We start from the raw sequence: 26,604 nt of genomic DNA, 5'->3' as shown, positions 1-26,604 counted from the left end.
ACCTTCGCCGGGTACTACAGCCAGGGGATCTTCGCGCGGCGCTTCACGTCGACCGGCGCGGCGAACGGCGCCGAGTTCCTCGTGAACACCTACACCCAGGGCTACCCGTCCGTGGCGGCCGTGGCCATGGAGCCGGCCGGCGCCTTCATGGTCGTCTGGAACAGCTTCGGACAGGACGGCGACGGTCCGGGTGTCTTCGGGCGAACCTTCGACTCGACGGGCACCGGGACGAGCGGCGACGTGCAGGTCAACCAGTTCACCACGGGTGGCCAGGCCGACCCCGCGATCGCGTCGGACATCCTCGGCAACTTCGTCGTCACCTGGGACTCCGGCGATGGGGACTACAGCGGCGTCTTCGGCCGGTTCTTCGACGGCAACGGCGACGCACTCGGAAACGAGTTCCAGATCAACACGTACACTCCGGGAATCCAGACCGGGTCGAAGGTCGCGCTCGTCGGCGGCAACTCCTTCGTCGTCGCGTGGACCAGCTACGACCAGGACAGATCCAACGGCGGCGTCTTCGCGCAGCAGATCGACACGGCGGGCGCGCCGATGGGCTCGGAGTTCCTGGTCAACACGACGACCGCCAACGGCCAGGGGACTCCGTCGATCGGCGGGGCCGACGCCGGGCAGTTCATCGTCTCGTGGACGAGCTACGCGCAGGACGGGGACGGCACCGGCGTCTTCGCGCAGCGCTTCGGCGGGACGGGCGGCGGCTGCACGGCGGGTGACGCCGACGGCGACGGCGTCTGCGACAACGTGGACAACTGCCCCGGCCTCGCCAACCCCGGCCAGGACGACGCCGACGCCGACGGCCGCGGCGACGCCTGCGACATCATGATCACGGCTCCTCTCACCGGCGCGACGGTCGCGTGCGCCGATCCCGTGAACGTGAGGCCGACGCTGACGTGGTCGCCGGGATTCTACGACCGCTTCAAGGTCGAGGTCTCGACCACCGCCGGGTTCACGAAGGGGACGGTCGTCTCGAGCGGGAGCACCCCTCTCAAGACGCCGACGTACACCCCGCCGACGAAGAAGCTCCGCAAGGCGTGCTCGCTCGCGATCGCCGCGAACGCGGGCTCGCCGGTCCTCTTCATCCGCGTCACGGGGAAGGACCTGAACGTCTCCTCGAAGGACCCGCACAGGACGACGTTCAGCGACGTCGTGCAGGTGCACGTCACGCCGTAGCTACTCGGGGAGGACCGACCACCAGATCGAGTTGAAGACGAACGGGAACGTCCCGTTCGTCTCGGCGCGGTGCTGAGGGCGGAAGCCGAGGAGCACGATCTTTCCCTTGCCGTAGGTCAGCGCGACCGCCGCCGCGCGGCGCGTCAGCCTGTCGGCCCCCGAGATCCACCCCGACATGAGCACGTCGCGCGGATCGTCAGGGTACGTCGCGAGGACGCGGCGCCCCACGTCCCCGGCCGGCGGCGCCGTCTCGAACACCATCGGCTTGTCGACGAAGAGGCCGATCTCCTCCGGAAGGCCGCGCGTCACCGGGTGATCGGTCATGACGCGCGCGCGCAGGATCGATCCCGGGCAACTGAACTCGGACGGCTTCGCCTTCGACAGGGTGTTCGACACCGGGACGTTGAACTGATCGATGACGTAGTCGCTCGCGGCCGAGAAGGCGACGAGCGTCCCTCCGTCCTGCACGAACGTGACGAGCGCCTTCGCGCCGTCGGCGCCGAGCCCGCCGTTGTACTCGGGAGGCAGCTCAACGAAGTACGCCATCTCCCCTTCCTCTCGCTTCGGCTTCCCGGTCGCGATCGTCTCTTTGGGCATGTCGGGGAGGAGGATGGCGTCGAAGCTCTGCCGCAGATTCCCCTTGACGATCGCCGCGTTGTCGAGGGAGACGGGGGCGAAGCCGTACTGCTCCAGCAGCCACCGCGTCCACCCTTCGTCCATCGACGCCGCCCAGGGCTTGTAGAGGCCGACGCGCGGCGCCGGGAGCTTCGTGAGCCCCGACGCCGCGACCGCCCCCGCCGTCATCTTCACCCCCGGGCTCGCGGCCCCAGAGGCGGCCCTCGCCGCGCGCTCGTCGAAATAGAATATCCCCGTCTGGTACGTCACGCTCCCGCCGCTCCGGAGCGCGGCGTTCACCGCCTTCGCGTTCTCGGCCCCGCCCGCCGCGAGCGAGGCGGCGCCCGCGGTCGGCGCCGCGGAACCGCTCGGCGTCCAGCGCGACACCTTCGCGGGCATCACGCTCTTCTCGACGGTCACGCCCATCATCAGCGGGAGAGACCAGGCGGCGACGTCGTACGGCCGCACGATGTCCTGCCCCGGGACGAGCTTCACCTCCGGGTACCGCTGCGTCCCGAGCATCTCCCGCGCGAAGCCGCCGTAGGGCTGCGCGAGCGGGACGTACAGATCGCCCCCCTCCGCCGAGAAGACCTCGACGCCGTGCTCGTCCATCAGCGCGCCGAGCTTCAGAGCGGTCGCCCCGTCGCGCTGCTCCTTCGGGATGCGGATCGCCTCGCCGGGGCCGGCCGCGGCGATCACCGCGCGGGCGCGCGCCGCCATGTCCTTCAGGATGTCGGCGCGGCGGTTGGCGCTCGCCTCGAGGAGGGCGTCGGAGGCGATGCGCTCGTAGTCCATGATGTCGCGGAGGCGCCACCACCCTCCCTTCCACGGGTTCGGGAAGTTCGTCTGGACCTCGTAGTCGACGAGCCCCTTCCTACCGCCGGCCAGCTCGTTCGGCTCCACGAACATCGGCGACGCGAGGCGCGCGGAGGCCACCTCGGTCAGGAGCCCCGAGACGTTCTTGAACCACGCGGTGTTCTTCGTGCCGCCGGGCCAGTAGGCGTCGAAGGCGTAGCCGTAGATCACGCCGCTCTTGTTCTTCTGCTCGAGCCGCCACGCCATCAGGGCGCCGAAGAGGTTCACCTCGCGCCAGATCAGCGGATGGATCGCGTCGGACACCGGCTCTGAGTACGGGGGGACGAAGATGCGCGGCCCCGTCGATCCCATCTGGTGCTCGTCGAGCCAGACCTGCGGGAACCATTCGTGGTAGACGGCGCGCGACATCGCCTTCGTCTCGGCCTGCGTCAGCATGAACCAGTCGCGGTTGTCGTCGTGGCCCGTGTAGTGATGGTAGAGCCACGGCATCCGGCCCCCCTCGTACTTCGTGCCGAGGTACTTCCGGTACCACTCGGTCTCCATGATCTGGCCGTCGGGGTTCAGCGACGGCACGAGGAGGAGGACGACCTCGGAGAGACGCCGCTTCGTCTCGGCGTCGTCTCCCGTGGCGAGGGCGTGCGCCCACTCCATCGCCATCTGCGTCGATCCGATCTCGGTCGAGTGAATGTTGCAGGTGATGAGGAGCATCGTCTTCCCCTCGCGGACGAGGGCGTCCACCTGCGCGTCGGTGAGGCCTCTCGGATCGGCGAGCTTCCGCGCGCTCTCCTTGAGCTTTTCGAGGTTCGCCATGTTCGCCTCGCTCGTGATCACCGCCATGATCATCGGCTCGCCGAGCGTCGTCTTCCCCAGCTCCAGCACCTTCACGCGCTCCGACAGGCGATCCAGCTCCGCGAAGTACGAGCGGATCTGCCGGTAGTCGGCGAGGACCCTGTCGGCCCCGATGTCGAGCTTGAGGAACTCGCTCGGGGTGGGGATCGCCGCGGCGCGGGCGGGCGACGGTGCCAGCAGAAGGGCGATCGGCGCGACGAGGGCGAGGGCGATCGAGGCGGCGGTTCGCGGGGACGGCGTTCGGATCATGACGGCCTCCGGTGGTGGGATGTGGCGGGTCGAGCGGGAGGGAGTTTACCGTCCGGCGTCCCGGGCGTGGAGATCCGGAATGCCGGCCGCAGCCAGGATCTGCGGCGCGAGGCGCTTCGCCAGACGCTCGTAGCCGGGCCGGCCGAGGTGCACGAGCTGATGGACGCTGAGCCCTCTCCAGTCGAAGCCGGCGTGTGCCTCGAGGAGCGGGACCCCTTCCTCCTGCGCGGCATTCCGGAGCGCCCCGCGAACCGTCTCGAGGCTCGCGACGGCCGGAGCCGGCAGGCTTGAGTATTCGATGGGCTGATCCACGAGCATGAGGCGTACGCCCGATCTCCTCGCGAGGAGCGCCGTCATCGCGAGGTTGTCGCGGTAGAGCTTGAGGCCGCGGGAAGTCGGGCCGTCGTGCGGCGCGCCGACATGGAGGCCGCCGAGATCGTCGCCGAGCGCGAATCGGAGCCGCGATGCGATGAAGGCGACGAGCGAAGACCGCATGAGGAGATCGCGGGTCGCGGAGCGCGACAGAGGGGCGAGTCTCACGGGGAGGTGGTCATAATCCGTCGCCTCGTCGAGGTAGAGGGCCATAAAGTCGTGATCGTTCGCGAGGTTCATCTCGACGATGATGTCCGGGTGCAGCTTGAGGAGCTGGAGGTCGATGAGCGTGAGGACCTCGTGGCTTGTGTACCCCGGCATCCCGGCGTTAAGGACGATCCACCCGTCGTCGCCCGCCGCGGATCGAAGCTCGCGTTCGAGGGCGGCCGGGTACGTCGCGTCGTTCGACCCGGCGGAGATGCCGTAGGTGCTCGACTCGCCGACGCAGACCACGAGCTGCTTCCCGTCTCCCCGATGCACCAGCTCCGCGACGTCGCGCGCGTCGCGGAATCCCGCATCGTCGTGGCGGATGTCGTCGAGGTCGGTGACGGCGTGCGCGCGCGGGACGCCGCGCCAGCCGAGGTACGGATCCTGCTCGTAGAGCCAGTACCAGTAGGCGCGCGCGTTGACGGTCCGCCCCCGCGCGACATCGAAGACACGGAGGCCGATATCGGCCACGAGAGCGGCGACGAGGACCGCCCCCGCGGCCAGGAGGAATCTCTTGCAGGCTTCACTCATGCGCGCCCTCCGTCGACTCACGTCCGGATCGAGGAACGAGGGTAGCCCCGCGGCCCACTTCGCGGTATAAGGTTCCGAGCGCCCGGCCCGGCGACCATCAAAGGAGACCCCCCGTGTCGATGACGAACAGAAGAGCCTTCGCTCCGCTCGTCCTTCTCGCGCTCGCCGCCGGCGTCGCGACGGTGATGGCGGCCCCCGGCGGGAAGAACCCTCCGCCCCAGCTCGTCATCACGAGCACCGAGATCACGATCGCCGGCGGCGTGCCCGCCACAATCGTCATCCGCGGACAGAAGTTCGGCGACCGGACGGGACAGGTGACTCTCGGAAGTCGGGATCTTCAGCCGATTCTTCACTGGGATGCCACGCTGATCGAGGCTGCGCTTCCCGCGGGGATCGGATCCGGCACTTTCACGCTCACCGTCACCCGCGGCCACGGCGCCACGCAGACCGACTCCATCGAGGTGACGATCGGAGCGGTCGGACCGCCGGGGCCGTCAGGTCCCCCGGGACCGGTGGGGGCGACCGGACCTTCGGGGCCGAGCGGACCAATCGGTCCTGCCGGATCCTCGGGGCTCGCGGGCGAGATGTGCCCGAACGGCCGCGCGGTCATCGGCTTCGACGCGGCCGGGGATCTCGTCTGCACGCAGGGAGGATGTCCGGCCGGCCAGATGTCTTGCGGGGGCCTGTGCGTCGACAGCCACACCGACCCGGCGAACTGCGGCGCGTGCGACAACGCCTGCGCGATCGGCGAGACGTGCAAGACCGGAACCTGCCAGCCCTTCCCGAGCGTCGTTGACAACTCCGCGCGCCTTGTGATCGACACGTTCGACGACACCGTCCTCGTCACGATGGGGCCGTCGCTCGACATCGAGAGGATTTCGGGGTTCGACGGGTTCGGGAGACCGCTCGACTCCTCGGGGCCGAACATGGAGGGGGACTTCGTCTTCGAGTACTCCGGGCCGCAGGCGAACACCCTCCAGGGTGTCCACGACAACTTCGTCAACCAGGGCCTCCGAGTGGACTTCAGCCTGATCGTCCGCGACATCGCGCTGAACGAGATCTTCCGCTGGAATTTCCGCGACTTCGGCTTGGCGACCATCGAGCCGGCCGCGGGAGGCGGGAAGCGGTACGTGATGCACCAGACGCACCTTCCCGACAACCGGGTCCAGATCGAGGAGGGCCCTCCCGCCAACCGCACCGCGTCGTCGAACAACCTGCTGACCGACACCCGCGTCGAGATCGCGGGGATTCAGACCGGGCCCTATCCCGTCGTGGTGGACGATCCCGTGAACCGCACCCTCACGCTGACGTACGACTTCGTCGAGGGAGGCGGCGTCCTCGACTGGGTCCGCGAGATCGCGACGCTCGGCACCTCGGGCGCGGGGCGGCGGGCGATGAGCGTCATCCGCGAGTCTTCGCCCGGCGTCGAGATCGGGAGAACCAATTACTTCGAGTGCTTTCCGATCCGCTACGAGAACTTCACCGGATTCGGCCAGCCGGAGAAGATCAAGGAGCGCGTCGTGGTCGCCTACGGATTCCAGGAGCCGGGGTAAATCCACCCCTTCCCCCTGCGGCCCCTACATATATATAGGCGTGCCCCGAGGTGGCCAACGTCGTATAGTTGCGACCGAAATCAGACCGTCCGGCCGCCGCTTGGAGGCGCCATCTTCTACTGGGGAAAGATGAGATACCTCACGACGTCGTTCGTCGTTTTGCTCACCGCGCTGTCCTCGCTCTGGGCCGTCCAGGCCCGAAGCTCCGCCATCGCCGTCAACGCCGCGGGGACGCGGGTCTGGGTCGTGAACCCCGACGCCGACACCGTCTCGGCGATCGACGCCGCGACCGACACGCTCCTCGCGGAGATACCGGTCGGCCGCATGCCCCGAAGCCTCGCGATCCACCCCGACGGCACGCGCGTCTACGTCGCCTGCGCGGCCGAGAACTCGGTGGACGTCGTCGACGCGGCATCGCTCCTCCTCCTGACGCGCATCCCGGTGGGGCGCGAGCCTTCCGGCATCGCCGTCTCGCCGAACGGGGAGCGCATCTGGGTGGCGAACCAATCCTCGGACACCCTCTCCGTCATCGACCCCGCGACGCTTTCCGTCGTCGCGACCGTCGGCGCGGGGGATCGCCCGCGCGCCGTGGCTGTCTCCGCCGACTCGACCGTCGTCGCCGTCACGCGGTTCCTGACCCAGACGCCGGGGCTGAACGGGACGGTGCTCCTCCTCGACGCAGCGACGCTTGCGACGCGCGCGGTGGTAAACCTCCCGACGCTCGCAGCTCCCCCCGGCGTTCCCAACATCATGCAAACCGCGGTCTTCCGCCCCGGCACGACCCTCCTCTGGCTGCCCATGGTCCAGTCGCAGACCGGGAACCCGGCGCTCGCGTTCAACACCACGGTGCATCCAGCCATCGCGCTCGTGGACCTTGCGACCAACCTCGAGATCCCGGGAACGCGCACCGACCTGAACGTCATCGTCGCCTCCCCCGCCGTCAGCCAGCCGGTCGGCGCCGACTTCACGCCGAACGGGCTCGTGGCCGTCGTCGCGAACATGGCCAGCAACGACGTCACGATCCTGAACGCCGGACCGCGCACGGAAGTCCGCACCGTCCTCGTCGGCGACGCGCCCCAGGGGGTCGCCATCACGCCGGACGGCTCGCGCGCCTACGTTTCGAACTACCTCTCGCGTGACGTCAACGTCGTATCGCTCACGCCGCCGGCGGCGGCGGCCGTCGTGCGCACGGTGCACGTCGCCTCTGAGGTCCTCTCGGCGAACCTCCTCAACGGGAAGAAGCTCTTCTTCACGTCGCGCGGGCGGATGTCCACGAGCAACTTCGTCGCGTGCATCTCGTGCCACCCCGACGGCGTCCACGACGCGCGCGACTGGGACTTCACCCCCAACGGCGAGGGGATCAGGAACACGACCGACATCCACGGCATCCAGGACACCGGCGCGGTGCACTGGACGGCGAACATGAACGAGCTCCAGGACCTCGAGGGGAGCATCCGCAAGGTCAACTTCGGCGCCGGCCTCATCCCCGGGACGCCGAACGACGCCTTCGGGGCGCCGAACGCCGGCCTCTCGCCCGACCTCGACGACTTCGCGGCGTTCATGGACTCGATGCAGCGGCTGCCGAAGAGCAACCCGACGTCGGCGCCCGGCGGCGGGCTCTCGCCGGCGGCCCAGCGCGGGAAGGCCCTCTTCGAGAGCCCCGCGCGGCGCTGCGCGTCGTGCCACGTCGGCGCGGCCGGCTCAGACAGCAACCGCCAGACGCTCGTGGTGCACGACGTCGGGACGCTCGCCCCCGGCGACGTGAGGGGCCAGAACGGATTCGACACGCCGACGATGCGCGGCCTCTGGGACAGCGCGCCGTTCCTTCACGACGGCACCGCCCCGACGCTCCAGGCGGTCATCGGACCGAGGAACCCGGCCGACCAGCACGGCGTCACCACGACGCTCACCAATCCGGAGCGGAACGATCTCGTCGCCTACATGCTCGCGTACGGGACCGACAGGGACGACGTCGTGTTCCAGCCGGCGACGGGGCTCCCCTCCGGGATCGAGCTGCCGATCTTCGTGCGCGATCAGTCCGCGAGCGCGCTCAACGTCAACGACCCCGTCGCCGGGAACCGGGCGCGCGGGCTCGACCTTGGACTGACCTTCAACGCCGCGCAGGTGACGGACGTGAGGGTGAGGCGCGCCGGCATCACGGCGGCGCTGCCGGTGCTGAGCGAGAGCGATCCCCTTCCCGATCTCATCACGGGCCGCAAGACGTACGCAGTCTCCTTCGGCGGCGACGTCCCGTTCCGGCTGAACGGGCCGCCGCCTGGAGATCTCGTCGCCGTCGCGACGTTCACGCTTCTCCCCGCCGCCACCGGGTCGATCCCCCTCGGGTTCGACGCCTCCGCGACGGCGCTCGTCAACGATCCCGATGCCGGCCTTGGCGCGAAGGACGAGAACCCGATCGACGAGACGCTCCGCGTGATCCCCGCGAGCCTCACCGTCGGCACCCCCGAAGTCGCGTCGGGGTTCCTCGGGGGGTCGGGGGTGACGGTGTCGCGCTCAACCGGCACGCTGAGCTTCGCGTGGCAGGACGTCACCGGAGCGACCTTCAACGTGTATCGGGGGACGCTCGCGTCGCTCCACGGCGGCGTCTTCGACCACGCGTGCTTCGCCTCGGGGCTCCCGGCCGCCTCGGCCGCGCTTCCCGAGGACACCGGGTCGTACTACTTCCTGGTCACGGCGAAGACGTCCTTCGGCGAGGGGTCGATCGGCACCGACAGCCACGGCGTCGCACGACCGAACGCGGCTCCCTGCCCGTAGACGCGGGCTGACGGCTCGAACCTGACGCGCGGCGCATGTCGCGCGTGAACGGCGTCCCCCTCGCCGGTCCCGCGGCGCGCTCATTTGCCCGTCCTGCGGCACGCCGCGAAGGTCGACTTGTTCAGTATCTCCAGCGGCTCGGTGCTCCTCGTCCGATCGCCCGGATCCTGGAGCGCGAGATCGGCTTCCCAGAGGATGTTCCGGAGGAGCACCCAGTGGAGGTGGGCGTCGAGGTGACGGGTGGGCACGAGGTCGTACCCCGTGGCGCTCTGGGCCTCAGGCGCCCCCAGGTGGTTGAGCCGGACGAACTTCAGGATGTCCCGCTGTGACGACGCCAGCCAGATCCTCGAATCGAAACGAACGGCGGCGTGGGTCAGAGGGCTCGGGTTCAGCGCCCAGCACTCGGCGATGAGTGGCGACGTCCTCTCGTCGTTCAGGACGTGCAGGGCGAGCGCGCCTCCGAGGGAGTACCCCGTCACGACGAGGCGCTTGCCGGGGTGGGCTTTCGCCACGGCCGACGTGTAGCTGGAGGCCTCGTCGTACTGCCGGTCGGACATCCCCAGATCCGCCGCCCAGTCTCGAAGCTCGTCGGTTCCCGCGAAGGCGACGACGACCTCCTCGACGTCGTTCGGATCGACTCTCGATCGCACCTCGAACGTCGTCGCCTCGAACCCGGAGAGCGCCGAGTCCGGGCGGGGTCGAACCTCGACGAGGCGCGCCGGCGCGGCGAACCGGTGGCAGACCTCCTCGGGCTTCTGCATGACGAGGGCGGCCGCGAGGGCGTAGAGATAGCCTCGCCTCGCGACCTCCAGCCGCCTCAGGGCATCCGTGTCCGCGTTCGGATCCGGATACAGGTACCGCTCGTTGCACCAGAAGTCGCCGGATTCGGACTCGACCCACTTGCAGGAATCGCCGCCTCGCGCAGACGCCGGTGCCGCCGAGGCCAGCAACAGGAGTGCCGCCGCCCATCGGCTCACCGCCCGTCGCCCGATCACTCCCACTCGATCGTTGCGGGGGGCTTCGTCGTCGCGTCGATCGCCACCGCGCCCACGGGCTCGAACGCGAGGATCGCCTTCGTGATCTCGGCGGCGCAGGCCTCGCCGACCCAGGCGGGGCGCGCCGTCATCGCCCGCTCGGAGTGGACGGGGCGAATTACCACCAGCTCCTGGCCGCGCCCGTCGAGCGAGACGGGAACGAGGACCGTCGGGCACTGCCAGACCTCGCGCATGAGGTCGTGCCGCTCGAGGGCGCCCATCACGATCGCGTCGATCTCGCGCAGGAGATCGAGGCGGCGGCGCGTGACGGTCGCCGGGACGAGGCGGGCCGTCTTCGGCGCGCGCCCGGAGAGCTCGAAGAGGCACCGGTTGAGGCCGTGGACCGTCTTCGCGAGGCTCGTCGCGACGGCCGTGAGCCGATCCCATCCGGGGAAGGGTCCCGTCAGCATCACGGGGTGCTCGTAGCTCCGGAGGTCGGCCTTCACGCCGACCGACCGCACGGGGAGCGGAAGGCCCGAGAGGCCGGTGCCGCGAAGGACCTCGTCGATCCCCTTCCGCAATCCGGGCTCGTCGTAATCGCCGGGGACCTCGCGCGCGGCCGCGACGCGGATGCCGAGACCCGGGCCCGGGAACGGGTGGCGATCGACGCTCGCCGGATCGAGGCCGAGCGCCCGTCCCAGCTCCCTCACCTCGACCTTGTAGAGATCCTTGAGGGGCTCGACCACCTTCCCGGCCCGCATCATCTCCTGGATGATCGGCACGCGGTTGTGGTGCGTCTTGATCACGTCGGCGCGCTTCGTGCCCCCCGTCTCGATCGTGTCGGGGTAGATCGTCCCCTGCCCGAGGAGGACATCGCCGAGGCCCAGTTTTCCCGCCTCGCGCTCGAAGACCTTCACGAAGGTGTCCCCGATCGCCTTCCTCTTCTTCTCCGGGTCGTCGAGCCCCTCGATCGCGCCGAGGAACTCGGCCGACGCGTCGACGTGCGTCAGGGACGGGCCCAGCCCCAGGGACTTCAGGGCCGCGACGACTCCCGCGCTCTCGTCCTTCCTCATGAGGCCGTTGTCGATGTGGAGGAGCCTGAGCTTCGACGCGCTGATCGCCCGCTCGAAGAGCTTCGCGCAGACCGTCGAGTCGACGCCCCCCGACGCCAGGAGGAGGACGGCGCGATCTCCCACCTCGCGGCGGAGCGCGGCGGCGCGCTCTTTCACCTGGTCCCCCACCGCCCAGTCGCGCGCGGCCCCGCAGATCGTCACCGCGAAGTTTTCGAGGATCCGGGCGCCGCAGGGGGTGTCGTCGACCTCCGGGTGGAACTGGAGGCCGTACTGCCTCAGGGCCTCGTTCGCGATCGCCGCGTTCCGGTGATCGTGCGACCGAGCCGCGCCGCCGGTCGAATAGCCGATCTCCTCGAACCCTCCCGCGAGGCGGGTCACGGTGTCGCCGTGGCTCATCCAGACGACCTCCTCGCGCTTCAGACCGTCGAAGAGAGGCGAGCCTTGCGTGACGTGGAGCGTCGCCGCGCCGTACTCGCGTCGCGTATGCTCGACCGATCCGCCGCCGTGCTTCGCGATCTCCTGGTGGCCGAAGCAGAATCCGAGGATGGGGATGCCGAGATCGAGGACGCCGCGGCTCCACCCCGAGTCCTCGTCGTGCGCGCTGAGGGAGGGGCTCCCGGAGAGGATGATCCCCCGGTAGCCGCGAAACGTGTCGACGGGATCGTCGGGCTCGCGGATCTCGGCGTGGACGCCGCGCGAGCGGACCTTCGTGGCGATCAGATGGGCGTACTGCCCGCCGAAATCGAGGACCGCGATGCCGCGTCGGTGCATGCACCCCTCCCTGCCGGGCGCCGCGAACCACCGCCCGGTGCGTTAGAGAGTGTAGACCGGCGGATCCTACTTGTGCTTCGCCTTCGCGCTTCCTGCGGCGACCGGCAGGAACGCGTGATCGAACACGTAGTCGGCGACCATGTTCCCCTGGTGGATCCCCTCCACCTTGTCGAAGCGCCAGTGGATGCCGAGGTAGATGCGGCTCTGGCCGTTCTCGTCCTCGGCCTGTGACAGGGTGGAGAACGAGCGGCTGATGATCGGCCTCACGTTTCCCGCGTTGTCGGTCGTGACGCCGTTGAACTCGTCCGAGACGAACGAGAAGGGGATCGCATCCGTGCCGTAGAAGTTCCGCAGCGTCTCGAAGAGCGCGCCGCCGAATCCCGCGTGGCCGGACGGGTACGCGGGGAACGGCGGGGTGAAGTTCGGTCCCGCGAGGTTGCTCGCGGGCGCGCACAACGGGACGTACGTCGGATCGCCGATCGTGTCCGCGTTCCCGTCACCGAGCCCGGTCGGCCCGGTTCCCGGATCCGACTCACGGATCCCCGTCACGGGGCGCCAGAAATCGTAGTAGTACTTCGACTCCCACACCGAGATCCCCGCGTCGGCCATCGACGTGTTCACGAGAGCCAGGAGGCGCGCGAGATCGACGAGGTCCGTGTGCATCTGCTCCGCGATCTTCATCGTGATCTGGTTGTAGAGGCGCGGCGGGGCGCAGAGGCTCGGCGTGCCGTCGTACGCCCAGTACGTCCCGATGACGGTCTGCTCCGGCGTGCGGATCGTGGGCGTCACGACGCCGTCGCCGCCGATCGCCTTCGCCTCGTTGTAGGCGGCGGTGTACTCCGCGCTGTCGAGCGCCGGTGGCGGCGGGACGCGGAACTGGTCGGACGAGGTGAGGACGAAAGGCTTCACGTCCCCCCAGTGCGCGCCGAGCGCGACCGGCTTCAGGCTGATCGGATCCATGCGCCACCGGCCCGGGTCGTTGCTCGTCGTCCAGCTCACGCCGATGATCGGCTCCGGGGTTTCCGAGCCGTCCCCCGTGCGGCGCGCGAGAATCTCGGCGGCGGCGCGATGGCCGGCAGCGAGGCCGTCGGCGACCGGGCGACCCCCTTCCGCGCGCACTCCCTTCATGTCGGCGTCGTAGAGGTCGTCGAGCCGCGACGTCTGCGCGGGGAATACGCCGATCAGGGCGTCGTGGGCGGCGGTTGCAATCGCCGCGTCCATCGAGGCACCCGGCTTCGCCCGCGGGACATCGCCGTACGGCTCGAAGGCCCCCGCGATCGCGTTCACCGCGTCGAAAATCGCGATGTGGACGATGGCCATCGCGCGGCTCGCGCGACCCGGACCGAGCTGCTCACCGGCCTGCCCCGGCATGTGATCGATGCCGCTCGCGTCGACAGCCACCTGATTCCAGTACCTGAGGCGCGGGAGCGAGTGCTTGAAGCGCGCTTCGGCGGAGTGGCCGGCAAGGGTCGTCGATTTCGGCTTCGCGTCGGCCGCGGCGACCGACAGGACGAGCAGGACCGCGACGAGCGTGAGCGATTCGATCGCACGGATGGACTTCTGCAGCATGAAGACACTCCTCCTGCGGGATGGATGTGAGCCCTGACGATACGCCCAAGGGGCGCCCGCGGCAACAGGTTCCACGCCGTCCGGCCGTGGGATGGGCGGAACGATTGACCCTCCTGGCAGCGCTTTCTTGATTCGGCCCGGCCCGCTACTTCCTCTCCCCCGCGAGGGCGCCGATCCGCGCGGCGAACCCCGCATCGAAGTAGATCGTGCGCACCGACCCGCCCTCCTTCGGGGTCCGGAAGGTGAGTATTCGGGTGCCGTCGCCGGCGATCGAGTACGTGTACGGCACGATCCCCTTGGCCACGCGATCCACGAACCGCTCGGGCCGGCCGGCCGAGAAGCCCCGGGCGGTCTCGACCGGCACCCGGTAGATCACCCCGTCGGCTCGGTAGAAAAGCTCCCGGCTGTCCCGGCCCCATCGGGGCTCGTCGCCGAGAGGCGTCGAGATCTGCCACCGGCCGTCCCCGCCGGGAAACGGACGCACGAAGACGCTTGGCTGTCCCCCCTCGTCGGAGACGTAGGCCAGCCACCGGCCGTCGGGCGAGATCACCCCCGCGTTTTTCTGAAAGGGCCCGGCCACGATCGGGCGGGAAGCGTGGGTTCCGCCCATCTCGAGCGCAAGGATGTCCTTCGTCACGGCGTCCTTCGACACCGCGTCGAAGAGAAGGGTCCGTCCGTCGAGGGAGAAGGAAGTCGGAACATGGATCCGGGACCCTTCGAACAGCACCTCCGCGTCGCGGCTTCCGTCCGCCGGCTTCCACTCGATCCGCCACGCATTGTCGTTCCGCTTCTGGAGCCGCAGGCCGAACGCGACGCGCGAGCCGTCCGGGCTCCAGACCGGGCCGACGATGAACTCGCCGAAGGTGAGGCGTGTGATCCCGCCGCGATCGAGATCCGCGACCCAGAGGTCCGAGACGCCTCCCTGACCGCCGACGAGCGCCAGCCGGTGGCCGTCGGGCGAGAGGGCGAGCTGGCTGTACGGGGCGGGAGGGAGGGGCACAATCGTCTCGGTGCCTTTCCGATCGATCCAGACGACCCCGTACGAGAGGACCGCAATCCCCGGTATCCACGTCGCGACCCCGCTCTGCGCTGCGGCAAACTGCACCGCCCCGGTGGAGACGTCGGTCGCGACCCCCTGCGCCACTTGAGCCGGGGTCCCCCGCACCTCCAGCGATCGGAGGTCAAACGGCACGGCGAAGATGGATCCCCCGCGCGCGAAGAGGAGGTAGCCGCCCGGGGCGTACCACGCTTCACTCGATCCCTCGAGGATCACCTTGCGCTCCCCGGTCGCTGGCCGCACCGCCTCGATGCGGGCGTCGTCGTAGAACTCGCTCGACGCCTGCGTGTCGCACGTGAAGAGAACCGCGCTGCCGTCGGGGAGGGCGTGGGGCCATCGATGCGTGCGCTCGTCGCGCCCGTCATCGAGCCGGGTCACCTCCCGGGCGTCGTCCCCGCCGCTCGCCGGAACGCGCACGAGCGCCGTGTTCGAGTCCCGGGCGAGATAGATGAAGCCGTCGCGGCTCCACGTGCCGCCGCGGAACTGCCCCGAAGTCTTCGTCAGCCGGACCGGCGGCCCTCCCCCGGTGGAGATCTTGAACAGAGCGGCGTCGCGCGTGAAAGCGATCCACTCGCCGTCGGGAGACAGGAAGGGACAGGACGCGTGCTCCGACTCCGCGAGGACTCTGGGCTCGAACTCGTCGCGATCGCGAATGAGGAGTCGCGGGATGGAGTCCGGGCCGATCACGACGGCGACCTGGATCCTCCCGTCCTCGGACATCGCGATCTGAGGGGACTCGGTGGTCGACAGCGTCAGGCCGTCGGGGATCGCGAGCGTCCACCGCGCGCCGGGCGCGGCATCGGACGTCGCGGGCCGCCTGAGCATCCACCCCGCGGCGGCCCCGATGCCGAGGGCGACGGCGAGGCCGGCGGCGATCATCCATGCGGTCCGCGGGAGCCGGCCGGGCGCGCCCGCGACGATCGCCTCGTCCGGCGCGCCGCGGAGTGCGTCGTCGAGAACGATCCGCGCGTCGGCGATGTCGTGGAGGCGATCGTTCGGGTTCCGCTGAAGGCAGCGTCGCAGGAGGCGCCGGATCGCCGGCGGCGTCGCGGCGGGGAGCGCGCCGAAATCGGGATCGCGTGTGAGGACGGCGGCGAGGGTGTCGCTGACCGTCTCCCCCGAGAAGAGTCGTTTCCCCGTCAGCATCTCGATGAGGACCACGCCGAAGGCCCAGATGTCCGCCCGCTTGTCGACCGCTTTCCCGCGCGCCTGCTCGGGGGACATGTACGCCGCCGTCCCGAGGATCACGCCGGCCATCGTCCCGGCGAGCGCGAGCGTCGGGGACTGCGACAGATCGCCCGAGCCTCCGCGGCCGCCCCCCGGGTCGCTCGCGTACGCTTTCGCGAGGCCGAAGTCGAGGACCTTCACCTTCCCGTCCGGCGTCACCCTGATGTTGGCGGGCTTGAGATCGCGGTGGACGATCCCGTTCTCGTGCGCCGCCTCGAGGCCTTCCGCGATCTGCTTCGCGATCTCGAGCGCGTCGTGGACCGGGATCGCCCCGCGCTTGAGGCGCTCGAGGAGATCCTCCCCCGCCGCCAGCTCCATGACGAGGAAGTGGACGCTCCGCCCGTCGTCGAGGGTCGCGGTCTCGAAACCGTAGAGGTGCGCGATGCCCGGGTGGTTCAACGAGGCGAGGAGCCTCGCCTCCCGCTCAAGGCGCGCCAGCCTCTCGGGCTCGGCGGAAAAGGCCTCGGGGAGCATCTTGAGGGCGACCTCCCGGCCGAGACGAGCGTCGGTCGCGCGGTACACCTCGCCCATGCCGCCCGCGCCGAGGGGCGCGACGACCTCGTAGAGACCGAGACGGGTGCCGGGCTTCACATCCATCGCCGCGGAGGATACCAGCGAATCGCCGAGCGGGGGACGGCGGTCGAACGGTTTGCATTTTGAGCGACGGTCGCTCAAAATGCATCCATGATCAAGCGGCTCGCGCGATCCGCCCTCCTCGATCGAATCGAGCGACTGTTCCGCGCGAACCCTGTCGTGATGATCCTCGGCCCGAGGCAGTGCGGGAAGACGACCCTGGCCCTTCAGCTCGCACGGCGCCGAGCCTCGGAGTTCTTCGATCTCGAGAACCCCAGGGATCGAGACCGCCTCGCCCAGCCGATGACCGCCCTCGAGCCGCTGCGCGGCTTCGTGATCCTGGACGAAGCGCAGCTCCAGCCAGAGCTCTTCCCGATCCTGCGCGTCCTGGCGGATCGACAACCGCTCCCCGCGCGATTCCTGGTTCTCGGTAGCGCGTCGCCCGATCTCGTGCGCGGTGTCACGGAGTCCCTGGCCGGGAGGGTGGCTCATGTCCACATGGGGGGGTTCGATCTCGACGAGACGGGGGCCGGCGCGTTGCGACGACTGTGGTGGCGCGGCGGCTTCCCTCGCTCGTTCCTCGCTCGGTCGGACGACCAGAGCCGGCAGTGGCGCGACGACTTCATCCAGACCTTTCTCGAGCGGGACCTGCGGCGGTTCGGCGTGCAGGTGGCGCCGGCCGCGCTGCACCGCTTCTGGAGCATGGCAGCGCACTACCACGGGCAGATCTGGAACGCTTCCGAGATCGGTCGATCTCTCGGCGAGGCGCACACGACCGTGAGGCGCCACTTGGACATCCTGACTGGGGCTCTTGTCATGCGACAGCTTCCACCGTGGTTCGAGAACCTCGGGAAGCGTCAGGTGAAGTCTCCGAAAGTCTACCTGCGAGACAGCGGCCTACTGCACTCGCTCCTGGGCATCCCGTCGTTTCCGGCGCTCGAGGCCCACCCCAAGCTCGGGGCGTCATGGGAGGGGTTCGCGCTGGAGGAAGCCCTGAAGGTCATCGGCGATCGCGACGCATACTTCTGGTCGGCGCAGTCCGGGGCGGGGCTGGATCTCCTCGTGTTCCCGGGAGGCAGGCGTCTCGGCATCGAGTTCAAGTACGCGGACGCCCCGTCGGTCACAAAGTCGCTGAGGACGGCGAGACAGGATCTGAAGCTCGATCGGGCCTTCATCGTGTCCCCCGGACCGGATTCCTACCCCGTCGACGACTGGGCCGAAGTGATTGGAATCCGCGACCTGCGCTCGAAGCTCTCGAAGGCATTCACGCGCGGCTCGAGGTCATCCGGGAAGACGCCGCGTCGCCATCGTTCCTAGGGCGCCGTCATGTACACTGCCGCCCCCCATGGCCCGACCCGTCCTCCTCGCGTGCGAAGGCGTCACCAAGTCGTTCGGCGGACCTCCGCTCTTCGAAGGGCTGACCTTTTCCCTCCACGAGGGCGACCACGTCGGTTTCGTCGGGCCGAACGGCGCGGGGAAATCGACGCTGCTCAGGATTCTCGGCGGCCTCGAGACCCCCGACTCGGGGACGTGCACGCGCCGGAAAAACGTCCGCATCGGATTCGTGCCCCAGACGCCGGTCTTCACGCCGGGGGCGACAGCGGCCGCCGTCGTGGCCGAGGGGCTCGCCGCGGACAGATGGCTCGAGGACCACGAGAGGGAGCAGCGCGTCGCCCTCGCCCTCGGCAAGGTCGGCTTCACCGACCCGGACGTCCCGGCCGACGTCCTCTCGGGCGGGTGGCGCGCCCGCCTCGCCATCGCGCGCGAGCTGGCCCACTCCCCCGACGTCCTCCTCCTCGACGAGCCGACCAACCACCTGGACATCGACTCCATCCTCTGGCTCGAGTCGGTGCTGAAGGACGAGGCGAGCGCCTTCGTCGCGATAAGCCACGACCGCTACTTCCTCGAGCGCGTCGCGCGGCGGGTCCTCGAGATCAACCGGCTGCACGCCTCGGGACTCTTCTATGCGGACGGCGCTTTCTCGGACTTCCTCGAGGCGCGCGACGCCGTGCTGAAGAATCAGGCGGCGTACGAGGAGACGCTCGCCGGCCTCGTGCGCCGCGAGGTCGCGTGGCTGCGCCGCGGGGCGAAGGCCCGCACGCGCAAGTCGAAGGCGCGGATCCAGACCGCAGAGGCGGCCATCGAGGAGCTCTCCGGGAGCCGCGCGCGGAGCGCCGTCTCGAGCGCCGGGATCGAGTTCACGGCGTCCGGACGGAGGTCGCGCCGACTCTGGTCGGGCGAGGGGATACGGATCGCCTTCGGCGAGACGACGATCATCGAAAACCTCGACATGCTTCTCGCGCCGGGGACGCGGTGCGGCGTCATCGGACCGAACGGATCGGGCAAGACGACGCTGCTGCGAGCGATCGTCGGGGAGATCGAGCCCGCCGCCGGAAAGATCGAGCGCGCGGAGATGCTCCGCGTCGTCTATTTCGATCAGACTCGGGCGTCGCTCGACCCGACGCTCTCGCTCAAGCGCGCGCTGGCCCCGGAGGGAGACGGGGTGATCTACCGAGACCGGCCGCTCCACGTCGCGGCGTGGGCGAAGCGCTTCCTCTTCCGCCCCGAGCAGCTCGAGACGCGCGTCTCGAGCCTTTCAGGAGGCGAGCGCGCGCGCATCGTCCTCGCGCGGATGATGCTCCAGCCTGCCGACCTCCTCGTCCTCGACGAGCCCACGAACGACCTCGACATCCCCGCGCTCGAGGTCCTGGAGGAATCGCTCCTGGAGTTCCCCGGCGCGCTCGTCCTCGTGAGCCACGACCGGCACCTCCTCGATCGCGTCTCGACGCAGATTGTCGCCCTCGACGGGCGCGGCGGGGCGCGGCACTACGCCGACTACGACCAGTGGGAGACGAGCCGGGCGACCCCCCTCACCAGGAGGGAGTCGGCGCGCTCGGCCGCGCCGAAAACGCCCCGCCCCGCCGCCCGGAAGCTCAGCTACCTCGAGCAGCGCGAGTGGGCCGGGATCGAGACGGCGGTCCTTGCCGCCGAGGGGCGCGTCGCCGGGGCGAAATCGCGCGCGGAGGACCCGTCGATCGCCGCCGACGCCGCCCAGCTCCTGGAGCGCTTCAAGGATCTCGACGCTGCCCAGGCCGAGGTCGATCGCCTCTACTCCCGCTGGGCGGAGCTCGAGGAAAAGCAGCGGGGGATGGCGGAACCTTGAAAATCGAGCGGTGACCGCTCGAATTTCAAGTTTGAGGACGGACGTTCGCCGTAAGTTCGGGGTGCCATGAACGCCGGTTTGGCCTGTGCCGCACGTCGCGCCGGAGCGTCGGGGCTCCTGGTCCTCTCGCTCCTGGGCCTCTCGTGCGCGCGCCCGCCGGCGACGGAGGGCACGACCCGGCCGGCCGAAGAGCGCGACCCCGAGCGCCCAGACCGCGCCTGGTTCATCGGGCAGCGGATGTCGTCGGGTGAGCCGATTCCGGCGCAGGCCCGGGAGCGCGCCCTCGCCCGATGGAAGCGCTCCCACGATCGCGGCGCGGGAGGAGCGAGCGCGGGAATCACGCTCGCGACGGCGGCCGCAGGAGTGTGGACGTTTGCCGGCCCCACCAACATCGGCGGCCGGCTGACGTCGCTCGCGGTCGACCCGACCGATCCGAACCACATCTGGGCCGGGGCGGCGGCGGGGGGCGTCGTCGAGTCCACCGATCAGGGCGCCACGTGGACCCCCGTCTTCGACGGACAGCCGCTTCTGCCGGTGGGCGCCGTCGCGGCGCACCCGACCAGCCCGAACATCGTCTACGTCGGAACGGGCGAGGCGAACGGCGCCGGGTACTCGTACGACGGCGACGGCGTCTACCGCACGGCGGACGGCGGCGCGACGTGGCAGCCGATGGGGCTCGCCGACACGCACCGCATCGGTCGGATCGCGATCGATCCGGTGGACCCGCAGAGGATCTTCGTCGCCGCGGCGGGCGGAGTCTACGTCCCCGACACCCACCGCGGCGTCTATCGCTCTCTCGATGGCGGCGTGAGCTGGACGCAGGTCCTCTTCGTCGCACCGACGGCGGGAGCCATCGACGTCGCGATCGATCCGGGGAACCCCGTGAGAATCTACGCCGCGATCTGGGAGCACTACAGCACCCCGACGCATTGGATCGCCGGGGGCGTCAACAGCGGCATCTGGCAGTCGGTGGATGGCGGCGACACGTGGGCCCGCCTCGCGAACGGGCTCCCCGCCCCCTCCGGCAGCGTCGGCCGCATCGGCCTCGCGATCGCCGCGTCGAGCCCGCAGACCGTTTATGCGCTCTACCTCAACGACCCGGGCGCGCTGATGGGAGTCTACAGGACGGCGGATGCCGGCTCGAGCTGGGGGCGCGTCGACACGCCGGGGAGCCCGCCCCAGTCGATCTTCGGCGGCGCGGGCTACTACTTCGGTCAAATCCGCGTGGACCCTGCGGACGCCCAGGTGGTCTACGTGCTCGACGTCTACTGGTCTCGTTCGACGAACGGCGGCGCCACGTGGACGAACTTCGTGTCGGGGCTCCACGTGGACAACCACGATCTCGCGATCCTTCCGGGGCGGCTCTACATGGCCACCGACGGCGGCTTCTACCGAAGCGCGGACGGAGGGGGTACCTGGACGCAGGCCGCGTCGCTCCCCGTGTCGCAGTTCTACGATCTCGGCATCGATCCCTCGAACACGCTCGCGCGGTACGGCGGGCTGCAGGACAACGGGTCGGTGCGGACGAAGACCGGCGGCCTGTCGAACTGGGCGATGGTCAACGGAGGGGACGGCCTGCAGTGCGAGGTGGATCCGCTCGACTCGAAGCGGGTGTACTGCGAATCGCAGTTCGGAGGGATTGTCCGCTCGACGAACGGGGGCAACACGTTTGCCGGCGCGGTCTCGGGCATCGCCACGTCGGATCGCAGGAACTGGAACGCGCCGATCACGCACGATCCGTCGACGTCGCAGCGACTGTACACGGGCACCACGCGCGTCTATCGCTCGACGAACGGCGCGCAGAGCTGGGCGGCGATCAGCGGCGATCTGACGAACGGGCCGCCGGCGCTCGCCTCCCAGGCCCGCGGCGGCGCCCCTGCCTCCTCGCACCTCGCGAGCACCGTCGCGGGGACGATCACGACGATCGCCGTCTCGCGGATCGACTCGAACATACTGTGGGCCGGCACCGACGACGGGAACGTGTGGGTGACGACGAACGCCGGCGCGCTGTGGACGCAAATCGACGTTCCGGGCCGCAGCGAGTGGGTCACGCGCCTCGAGGCCGATCCCTTCGCGACCGGGGGCGCGTTCGTCACGTTCTCCGGATACCGCGACGGATCCCCGCTCCCGAGGATCTTCAGGACCTCCGACTACGGAGCGGCGTGGGCGGACATCAGCGGCGGGCTCCCGGATGTCCCGCTGAACTGCGTCAGCGCCGACCCGGCGGCCGACGATCGCGGGAGGATCTTCGTCTGCAGCGACCTCGGCGTGGAAGTCAGCGACGACTTCGGCGGGCGTTGGTCCATGCTCGGCAGCGGCCTCCCCGGCGTGGTCGTTCACGATCTCGATCTCATCGCGTCCACGCGTGAGCTCTTCGCGGGAACGCACGCCCGCGGGATGTACCGCTTCGACCTGACGCAGCTCGGGCCGGCCGACGCCGACGGCGACGGCTCGAACAACCTGACCGACTGCCGCCCGAGCGACCCGGGCGTCTTCGCCGCACCCGGCGAGGTCACGGGACTCGCCTTCGCGGCCGATCGGATCACGCTGGGCTGGAACTCCGCGGCGCCGGCCGCGGGCTCCGCGACGGTCCACCAGGTCTTGCGCGGCGGCGTCACGGGGCTGCCGGTCGGCGGCGCGGGCGAGAGCTGCCTGAGCACGGGGACAGTGGCCACGTCGCTTGCCGACTCCGCCGTCCCGCCGGGCGGCATGGCGTTCTGGTATCTCGTCCGCGCGGAGAACGCGTGCGGCGCCGGCGGCTACGGCCTGACGAGCGCTGGATCGCCGCGCGCGAGCGGCGCGTGCCCGTGAACCCGGCCAAACTTTCGTTGACGTCGACACGAGATCGGCGTAGATTCCCGCCATGCAACGAGCCTCCCACCTTCGACCGGCGATCTCGTCGACCTGTTGTTGTCCCTGCGTGAGCGGGGATGGAGGAATCCGGGACTGACCCACTGAGCTGATCGACTCCCAGAGAATTTCAAACCCGCTGACGGCGCTCCCGGAGGCGGGTTTTTTTGTTGCCTGATTCGGGGACGCCGGGCATTTCGGAGGACCATCCGATGACGCCAGCGCTCCCTCTCGTTGTGTACTTCGAGCACCCCGACTGGTTCCGCCCGCTGTTCCAGGAGCTGGAACGCCGCGGAATCGCCTTCCGGAAGATCGACGCCGGCAAGCATCACTTCGACCCCGCGTCCCCCGGCCCGGTCGCCGAGATTTCCCTCTTCTTCAATCGTATGAGCCCGTCCGCGTGGAAGCGCGGCAGGCCCGGGGCGATCTTCCACACCCGGGATCTCCTCGGGCACCTGCAGGGGCTCGGCGTTCCCTGCTTCAACGGGTACGACGCGTTCGTCCTCGAAACGAGCAAGGCGCTCCAGGTGTCGCTCCTCGCGCGCCTCGGGCTTCCGGTGCCGCGCACGAGGGTCGTGAACCACGTTGGGGGTCTCGCGGAGGCGGCCCGGGAGCTGGAATTTCCGCTCGTTGTGAAGCCAAACATCGGAGGGAGCGGCGCCGGCATCGTCCGGTTCGACCGCCCGGACGATCTGGCCCGGGCCGCGGATGACGGATCCATTTTCCCGGGCATCGACGGCGTCCTGCTCCTCCAGGAGTACCACAGGCCCCGGAACTCGAGCATCGTGCGCATCGAGACGCTCGAGGAGGACTTTCTGTACGCGATCCGCGTCCACATGGGGGAGAACGCGGGGTTCGATCTCTGCCCGGCGGACATCTGCAAGACCGTCGACGGCTCCAGCCTCGAAAGCGCGGCCTGCCCGGTGGGCGCAGAGAAGGCCGGGCTGACGGTCGAGCGCTTCGCCCCTCCGCCGTGGCTCGTCGAAGGGGCCCTCACGATCGCGCGAGAAGCCCGGCTCGACGTCGGAGGGATCGAGTATCTCGAGAGCGAGAGAGACGGCATGTTCTACTTCTACGACGTCAACGCCCTCTCCAACTTCGTCGCGGACCCGGTGCGCGTCGTCGGGTTCGATCCGACGTCGCGCCTCGTGGACGCGCTCCTCGCACGCGCCGGCGTCGCGGCGGGCCCCGGCGCGGAACGCGTCTCGGCGGGGAGGCACCCGTGAGCCTCCGGTTCGGGTACTGGCTTCCCGTCTTCGGGGGATGGCTGCGCAACGTCGAGGACGAGGGGATGCCGGCGACGTGGGAGTACGTGCGCGACCTCGCCGTGCGCAGCGAGGAGCTCGGGTTCGACCTGACGCTGATCGCCGAGCTAAACCTGAACGACATCAAGGGGCCCGAAGCGCCGTCCCTCGACGCGTGGAGCACGGCGGCGGCGCTCGCGGCGGTGACGCGGCGTCTCGAGATCATGGCGGCCGTGCGGCCGACGTTTCACCATCCGGCCCTTCTGGCGAAGCAGGCGGCGAACATCGACAGGATTTCGGGAGGACGCCTCTCCATCAACGTCGTCTCGTCCTGGTGGAAGGACGAGGCGACGCAGTACGGCGTTCCCTTCGACGTCCACGACGACCGCTACGCGCGCACGGAGGAATGGGTGACCGTGGTGAAGGGGCTGTGGACGCGCGAGCGCTTCCACCACCAGGGTCGGCTCTACCACATCGACGACGCTATCCTTTCGCCCAAACCGGTGCGGCGGCCGTGGCCGACGATCTACGCGGGCGGGGAGTCTCAGGCGGCGAAGAATCTCATCGCGAGAGAAGCCGACGCCTACCTGATGCACGGCGACGCGCCGGACAGGGTGCGTGAGAAAATCGAGGACATGCGGCGCCGGCGCCAAACGCTCCTCCCGGAGGCTCCGCCGCTGACATTCGGAGTCGCCGGGTACGTCGTGTGCCGGGGGAGCGACGCGTCGGCGCGGAAGGAGCTTTCGCGCATCACGGATGTCAGGGCCTCGGCGGCCGGGTACGCCAATTACGAGCAGTGGCTCGCCGGCACGCAGCTCGAGCAGCGCGTGAGCCTCGAGGACTATTCGGTCTCCAATCGCGGCCTCAGGAGCGGGCTCATCGGGACTCCGGAGCGCATCGCGACGCGCCTCCTCGAGTTCGAGGCGTCGGGCGTGGACCTGGTGCTGCTGCAGTTCAGCCCGCAGGCCGACGAGATGGAAAGGTTCAGCGCCGAAGTCATGCCGCTCGTGACAGGATGTGGACACGTTGAGACGCACGCGGCCAGCCGACCATCCCCGTCCCGCGCGGGCTGACGCCGGCTCGCGAGGGATCTCCGGCGCCATGAGCCCGGGTCATCGCGATCGGGACGGCCCCCGCATCGCGGCGCGCAAGGTTTCCAGAAAACTCTCGACGCGGTAGGGCTTCTGGATGAACCCGGCGATCCCCTTGCCGGCGAAGCGCTTGATGACGTCCGTCTCTGAATAGCCGCTCGAGAGGACGACGCGCGCCTCGGGACTCACGCGATGGATCTCCTTGAGCACTTCCTCACCGTCCATCTCCGGCATGGTGAGGTCGAGGATGACGAGGTCGATCACGTCCCGGTGATCTCCGAAGACATCCAGCCCCTTCCGGCCGTCCTCGGCGAGCAGGACATCAAAGCCCATGCTGCGGAGAATGGATTCCGCGACGGCTCGTACGCCCTCCTCGTCGTCCACGACGAGGATCGTACCGCTTTCTTTCGGCCCGAGGACGGGGGCGGGTCGCACCGTCTGATTCGGCACGACATCGCCGGCTTCGCGCGCGCCGGCCGTTGCCGGCAGGAACACCTTGAAGTTCGTCCCTTGCCCGGGCGCGCTCCGCAGGGCGATCGCGCCAAGGTGGCCGCGCACGATGCCGTGCGTCGCGGCGAGCCCCAGCCCGCGGCCCGTGAATTTCGTGGAGAAGAAGGGGTCGAAAATCCTCGCGCGCGTCACCTCGTCCATCCCGCAACCCGTGTCGGCGACTTCGACGAACACGTAGCGTCCCGCATCGAGCCCTTCCCCGAGCAGGGCTTCGCTCAAGTCCCTCGCGTCGAGATCCGCGGCGCCCGTCGTGACCGTGATCGTCCCTATCCCGTCGCGGATCGCGTCGGAGGCGTTCGTGATCAGGTTCATCACGATCTGTCGGAGCTGGCCCGGATCTCCCATCACGGCGGGCAAGCGCGCGGCGAGGTGGCACCGAAGCTCGGCCTTCTTGGTCACGACGGATTCCAACAGGTGCGTCATCTCGGCGACGAGGCTCGACAGATCGATCGGCTCCGCGACGAAGCGTCCCTTGCCGGTGTACGCGAGCATCTGGTTTGTCAGGTCCGCCGCCCGGCTCGCGGCGATCTCGATTTGGTGCAGACGCGACCTCACCGGCGAGGAGTCCGGAAGATCCGCGACGGCGAGCTCGGCGTTCCCGAGGATGACGACGAGAAGGTTGTTGAAGTCGTGCGCGACTCCGCCCGCGAGCACTCCCAGGCTCTCGAGCTTCTGCGAGTGCCAGGTTCGTTCTTCCATCTTCAGGCGATCCGCCTGCGCGCGCTCGCGTTCCGCGATTTCCCGCTTGAGCTCGACGTTCGCGAACGAGAGCTCGGCGGTCCGCCCCGCGACTTCACTCTCGAGCGCTTCCTTCGCGCTCTGAAGAGCAGCTTCGGCGCGCCGGCGCTCGCCGATTTCTCTTTCGAGGTCGCGATTGACGACGGCGAGCTGACCGGGGCTCGGCAGCTTCAGCGCGCGGGGCAAGAGCGGAATGAGGGCCAGGCCTGTCGCCATCGACACGACTCCGGTCAGCAGCTTGATCACTCCCGAGAGTCGGTAGACGGGGTTCCAGACGGTAATCACCTCCATGACGTGCGTCGTGCCACAGCCAAGGATGAACACGCCGAACATCACGAAGATCCACGGGAAAGCGAGATCGCGCCTCTTGCGCACGAAGTAGATGAGCGCGACCGGGATGGAATAGTAGGAGAGCGCGATCAGGCTATCGGAGAGGACGTGAAGCCAGACGATCGACGGCTGCCAGAAGTAACAGTGCCCGTGGGGCACGAAATCGGCGTTGAAGATGTTTCGAAGGAACTCGAACATCGCGACATCCTCCGTGACCGCGGCGGATCCCGAACCAAGGAAGCAGCCTGGATGTCATCCTATGGCTCCACCGTACGGCCGTTA

At 69.4% G+C, this 26,604-nt stretch carries 15 protein-coding genes and 1 pseudogene; 9 read left to right on the top strand and 7 right to left on the bottom strand.

The window, feature by feature from the left end; genetic code table 11:
- Nucleotides 1-126 precede the first annotated feature (126 nt).
- The gene (locus HY049_01200; protein MBI3447525.1) at nucleotides 127-1,188 is read left to right on the top strand and encodes a thrombospondin type 3 repeat-containing protein; all 1,062 of its coding nucleotides are present in this window, start codon (nucleotides 127-129) and stop codon (nucleotides 1,186-1,188) included.
- Here HY049_01200 and HY049_01195 read toward each other — a convergent pair whose 3' ends face one another.
- A complete protein-coding gene (locus tag HY049_01195) occupies nucleotides 1,189-3,717 on the bottom strand; it encodes a hypothetical protein (GenBank protein ID MBI3447524.1) in 2,529 nt (842 codons plus the stop codon).
- A gap of 45 nt (nucleotides 3,718-3,762) precedes the next feature.
- Nucleotides 3,763-4,827: an SGNH/GDSL hydrolase family protein gene (locus tag HY049_01190; protein ID MBI3447523.1), complete on the bottom strand. Its 1,065-nt coding sequence runs from the start codon at nucleotides 4,825-4,827 to the stop codon at nucleotides 3,763-3,765.
- A 185-nt stretch (nucleotides 4,828-5,012) separates the two neighbouring features.
- On the opposite strand from HY049_01190, the pseudogene HY049_01185 reads away from it, so the two are divergent.
- The 3 genes and pseudogenes from HY049_01185 to HY049_01175 all read left to right on the top strand — a co-directional run bounded on the left by HY049_01185 (nucleotide 5,013) and on the right by HY049_01175 (nucleotide 9,152).
- A pseudogene (locus HY049_01185) lies at nucleotides 5,013-5,432 on the top strand (IPT/TIG domain-containing protein).
- Nucleotides 5,412-6,380 carry a hypothetical protein gene (locus HY049_01180; protein MBI3447522.1) on the top strand — a complete coding sequence of 323 codons (969 nt, stop codon included), beginning with the start codon at nucleotides 5,412-5,414 and terminating at the stop codon, nucleotides 6,378-6,380. The pseudogene HY049_01185 and the gene HY049_01180 overlap by 21 nt, the downstream one beginning before the upstream one ends.
- Nucleotides 6,381-6,509: 129 nt before the next feature.
- On the top strand, nucleotides 6,510-9,152 hold the full coding sequence (locus tag HY049_01175) for a hypothetical protein (GenBank protein MBI3447521.1): 2,643 nt from the start codon (nucleotides 6,510-6,512) through the stop codon (nucleotides 9,150-9,152).
- 80 nt (nucleotides 9,153-9,232) lie between these two features.
- Here HY049_01175 and HY049_01170 read toward each other — a convergent pair whose 3' ends face one another.
- The 4 genes from HY049_01170 to HY049_01155 all read right to left on the bottom strand — a co-directional run bounded on the left by HY049_01170 (nucleotide 9,233) and on the right by HY049_01155 (nucleotide 16,420).
- Entirely contained in the window at nucleotides 9,233-10,129 is an 897-nt protein-coding gene (locus tag HY049_01170; GenBank protein MBI3447520.1) for a DUF2974 domain-containing protein, read from the bottom strand.
- A gap of 14 nt (nucleotides 10,130-10,143) precedes the next feature.
- Entirely contained in the window at nucleotides 10,144-11,970 is a 1,827-nt protein-coding gene (guaA, locus tag HY049_01165) for a glutamine-hydrolyzing GMP synthase (protein MBI3447519.1), read from the bottom strand.
- Nucleotides 11,971-12,036: 66 nt separating this feature from the next.
- Complete coding sequence (locus HY049_01160) at nucleotides 12,037-13,539, bottom strand: phosphatase PAP2 family protein (GenBank protein MBI3447518.1); 1,503 nt, start codon at nucleotides 13,537-13,539, stop codon at nucleotides 12,037-12,039.
- A gap of 145 nt (nucleotides 13,540-13,684) precedes the next feature.
- On the bottom strand, nucleotides 13,685-16,420 hold the full coding sequence (locus HY049_01155; GenBank protein MBI3447517.1) for a serine/threonine-protein kinase: 2,736 nt from the start codon (nucleotides 16,418-16,420) through the stop codon (nucleotides 13,685-13,687).
- An 87-nt stretch (nucleotides 16,421-16,507) separates the two neighbouring features.
- Here HY049_01155 and HY049_01150 point away from each other — a divergent pair, with 87 nt between their 5' ends.
- The 5 genes from HY049_01150 to HY049_01130 all read left to right on the top strand — a co-directional run bounded on the left by HY049_01150 (nucleotide 16,508) and on the right by HY049_01130 (nucleotide 24,726).
- Nucleotides 16,508-17,713 (top strand): ATP-binding protein, encoded by a 1,206-nt coding sequence (locus HY049_01150; protein MBI3447516.1) that lies wholly within the window; start codon nucleotides 16,508-16,510, stop codon nucleotides 17,711-17,713.
- Between the two features lie 28 nt (nucleotides 17,714-17,741).
- On the top strand, nucleotides 17,742-19,559 hold the full coding sequence (locus HY049_01145; protein MBI3447515.1) for an ABC-F family ATP-binding cassette domain-containing protein: 1,818 nt from the start codon (nucleotides 17,742-17,744) through the stop codon (nucleotides 19,557-19,559).
- A 66-nt stretch (nucleotides 19,560-19,625) separates the two neighbouring features.
- Entirely contained in the window at nucleotides 19,626-22,370 is a 2,745-nt protein-coding gene (locus HY049_01140) for a glycosyl hydrolase (protein ID MBI3447514.1), read from the top strand.
- A 251-nt stretch (nucleotides 22,371-22,621) separates the two neighbouring features.
- Complete coding sequence (locus HY049_01135) at nucleotides 22,622-23,635, top strand: hypothetical protein (GenBank protein MBI3447513.1); 1,014 nt, start codon at nucleotides 22,622-22,624, stop codon at nucleotides 23,633-23,635.
- A complete protein-coding gene (locus HY049_01130) occupies nucleotides 23,632-24,726 on the top strand; it encodes an LLM class flavin-dependent oxidoreductase (GenBank protein ID MBI3447512.1) in 1,095 nt (364 codons plus the stop codon). The genes HY049_01135 and HY049_01130 overlap by 4 nt, the downstream gene beginning before the upstream one ends.
- Before the next feature lie 39 nt (nucleotides 24,727-24,765).
- On the opposite strand, the gene HY049_01125 is transcribed toward HY049_01130, so the two are convergent.
- A complete protein-coding gene (locus tag HY049_01125) occupies nucleotides 24,766-26,520 on the bottom strand; it encodes a response regulator (protein MBI3447511.1) in 1,755 nt (584 codons plus the stop codon).
- Nucleotides 26,521-26,604 lie beyond the last annotated feature (84 nt).

The organism is Acidobacteriota bacterium (genome assembly GCA_016195325.1).
GTDB lineage: Bacteria > Acidobacteriota > Polarisedimenticolia > JACPZX01 > JACPZX01 > JACPZX01.
The sequence above is the reverse complement of the archived record's forward strand: the minus strand, read 5'-3'. Positions and strand labels throughout refer to the sequence as shown.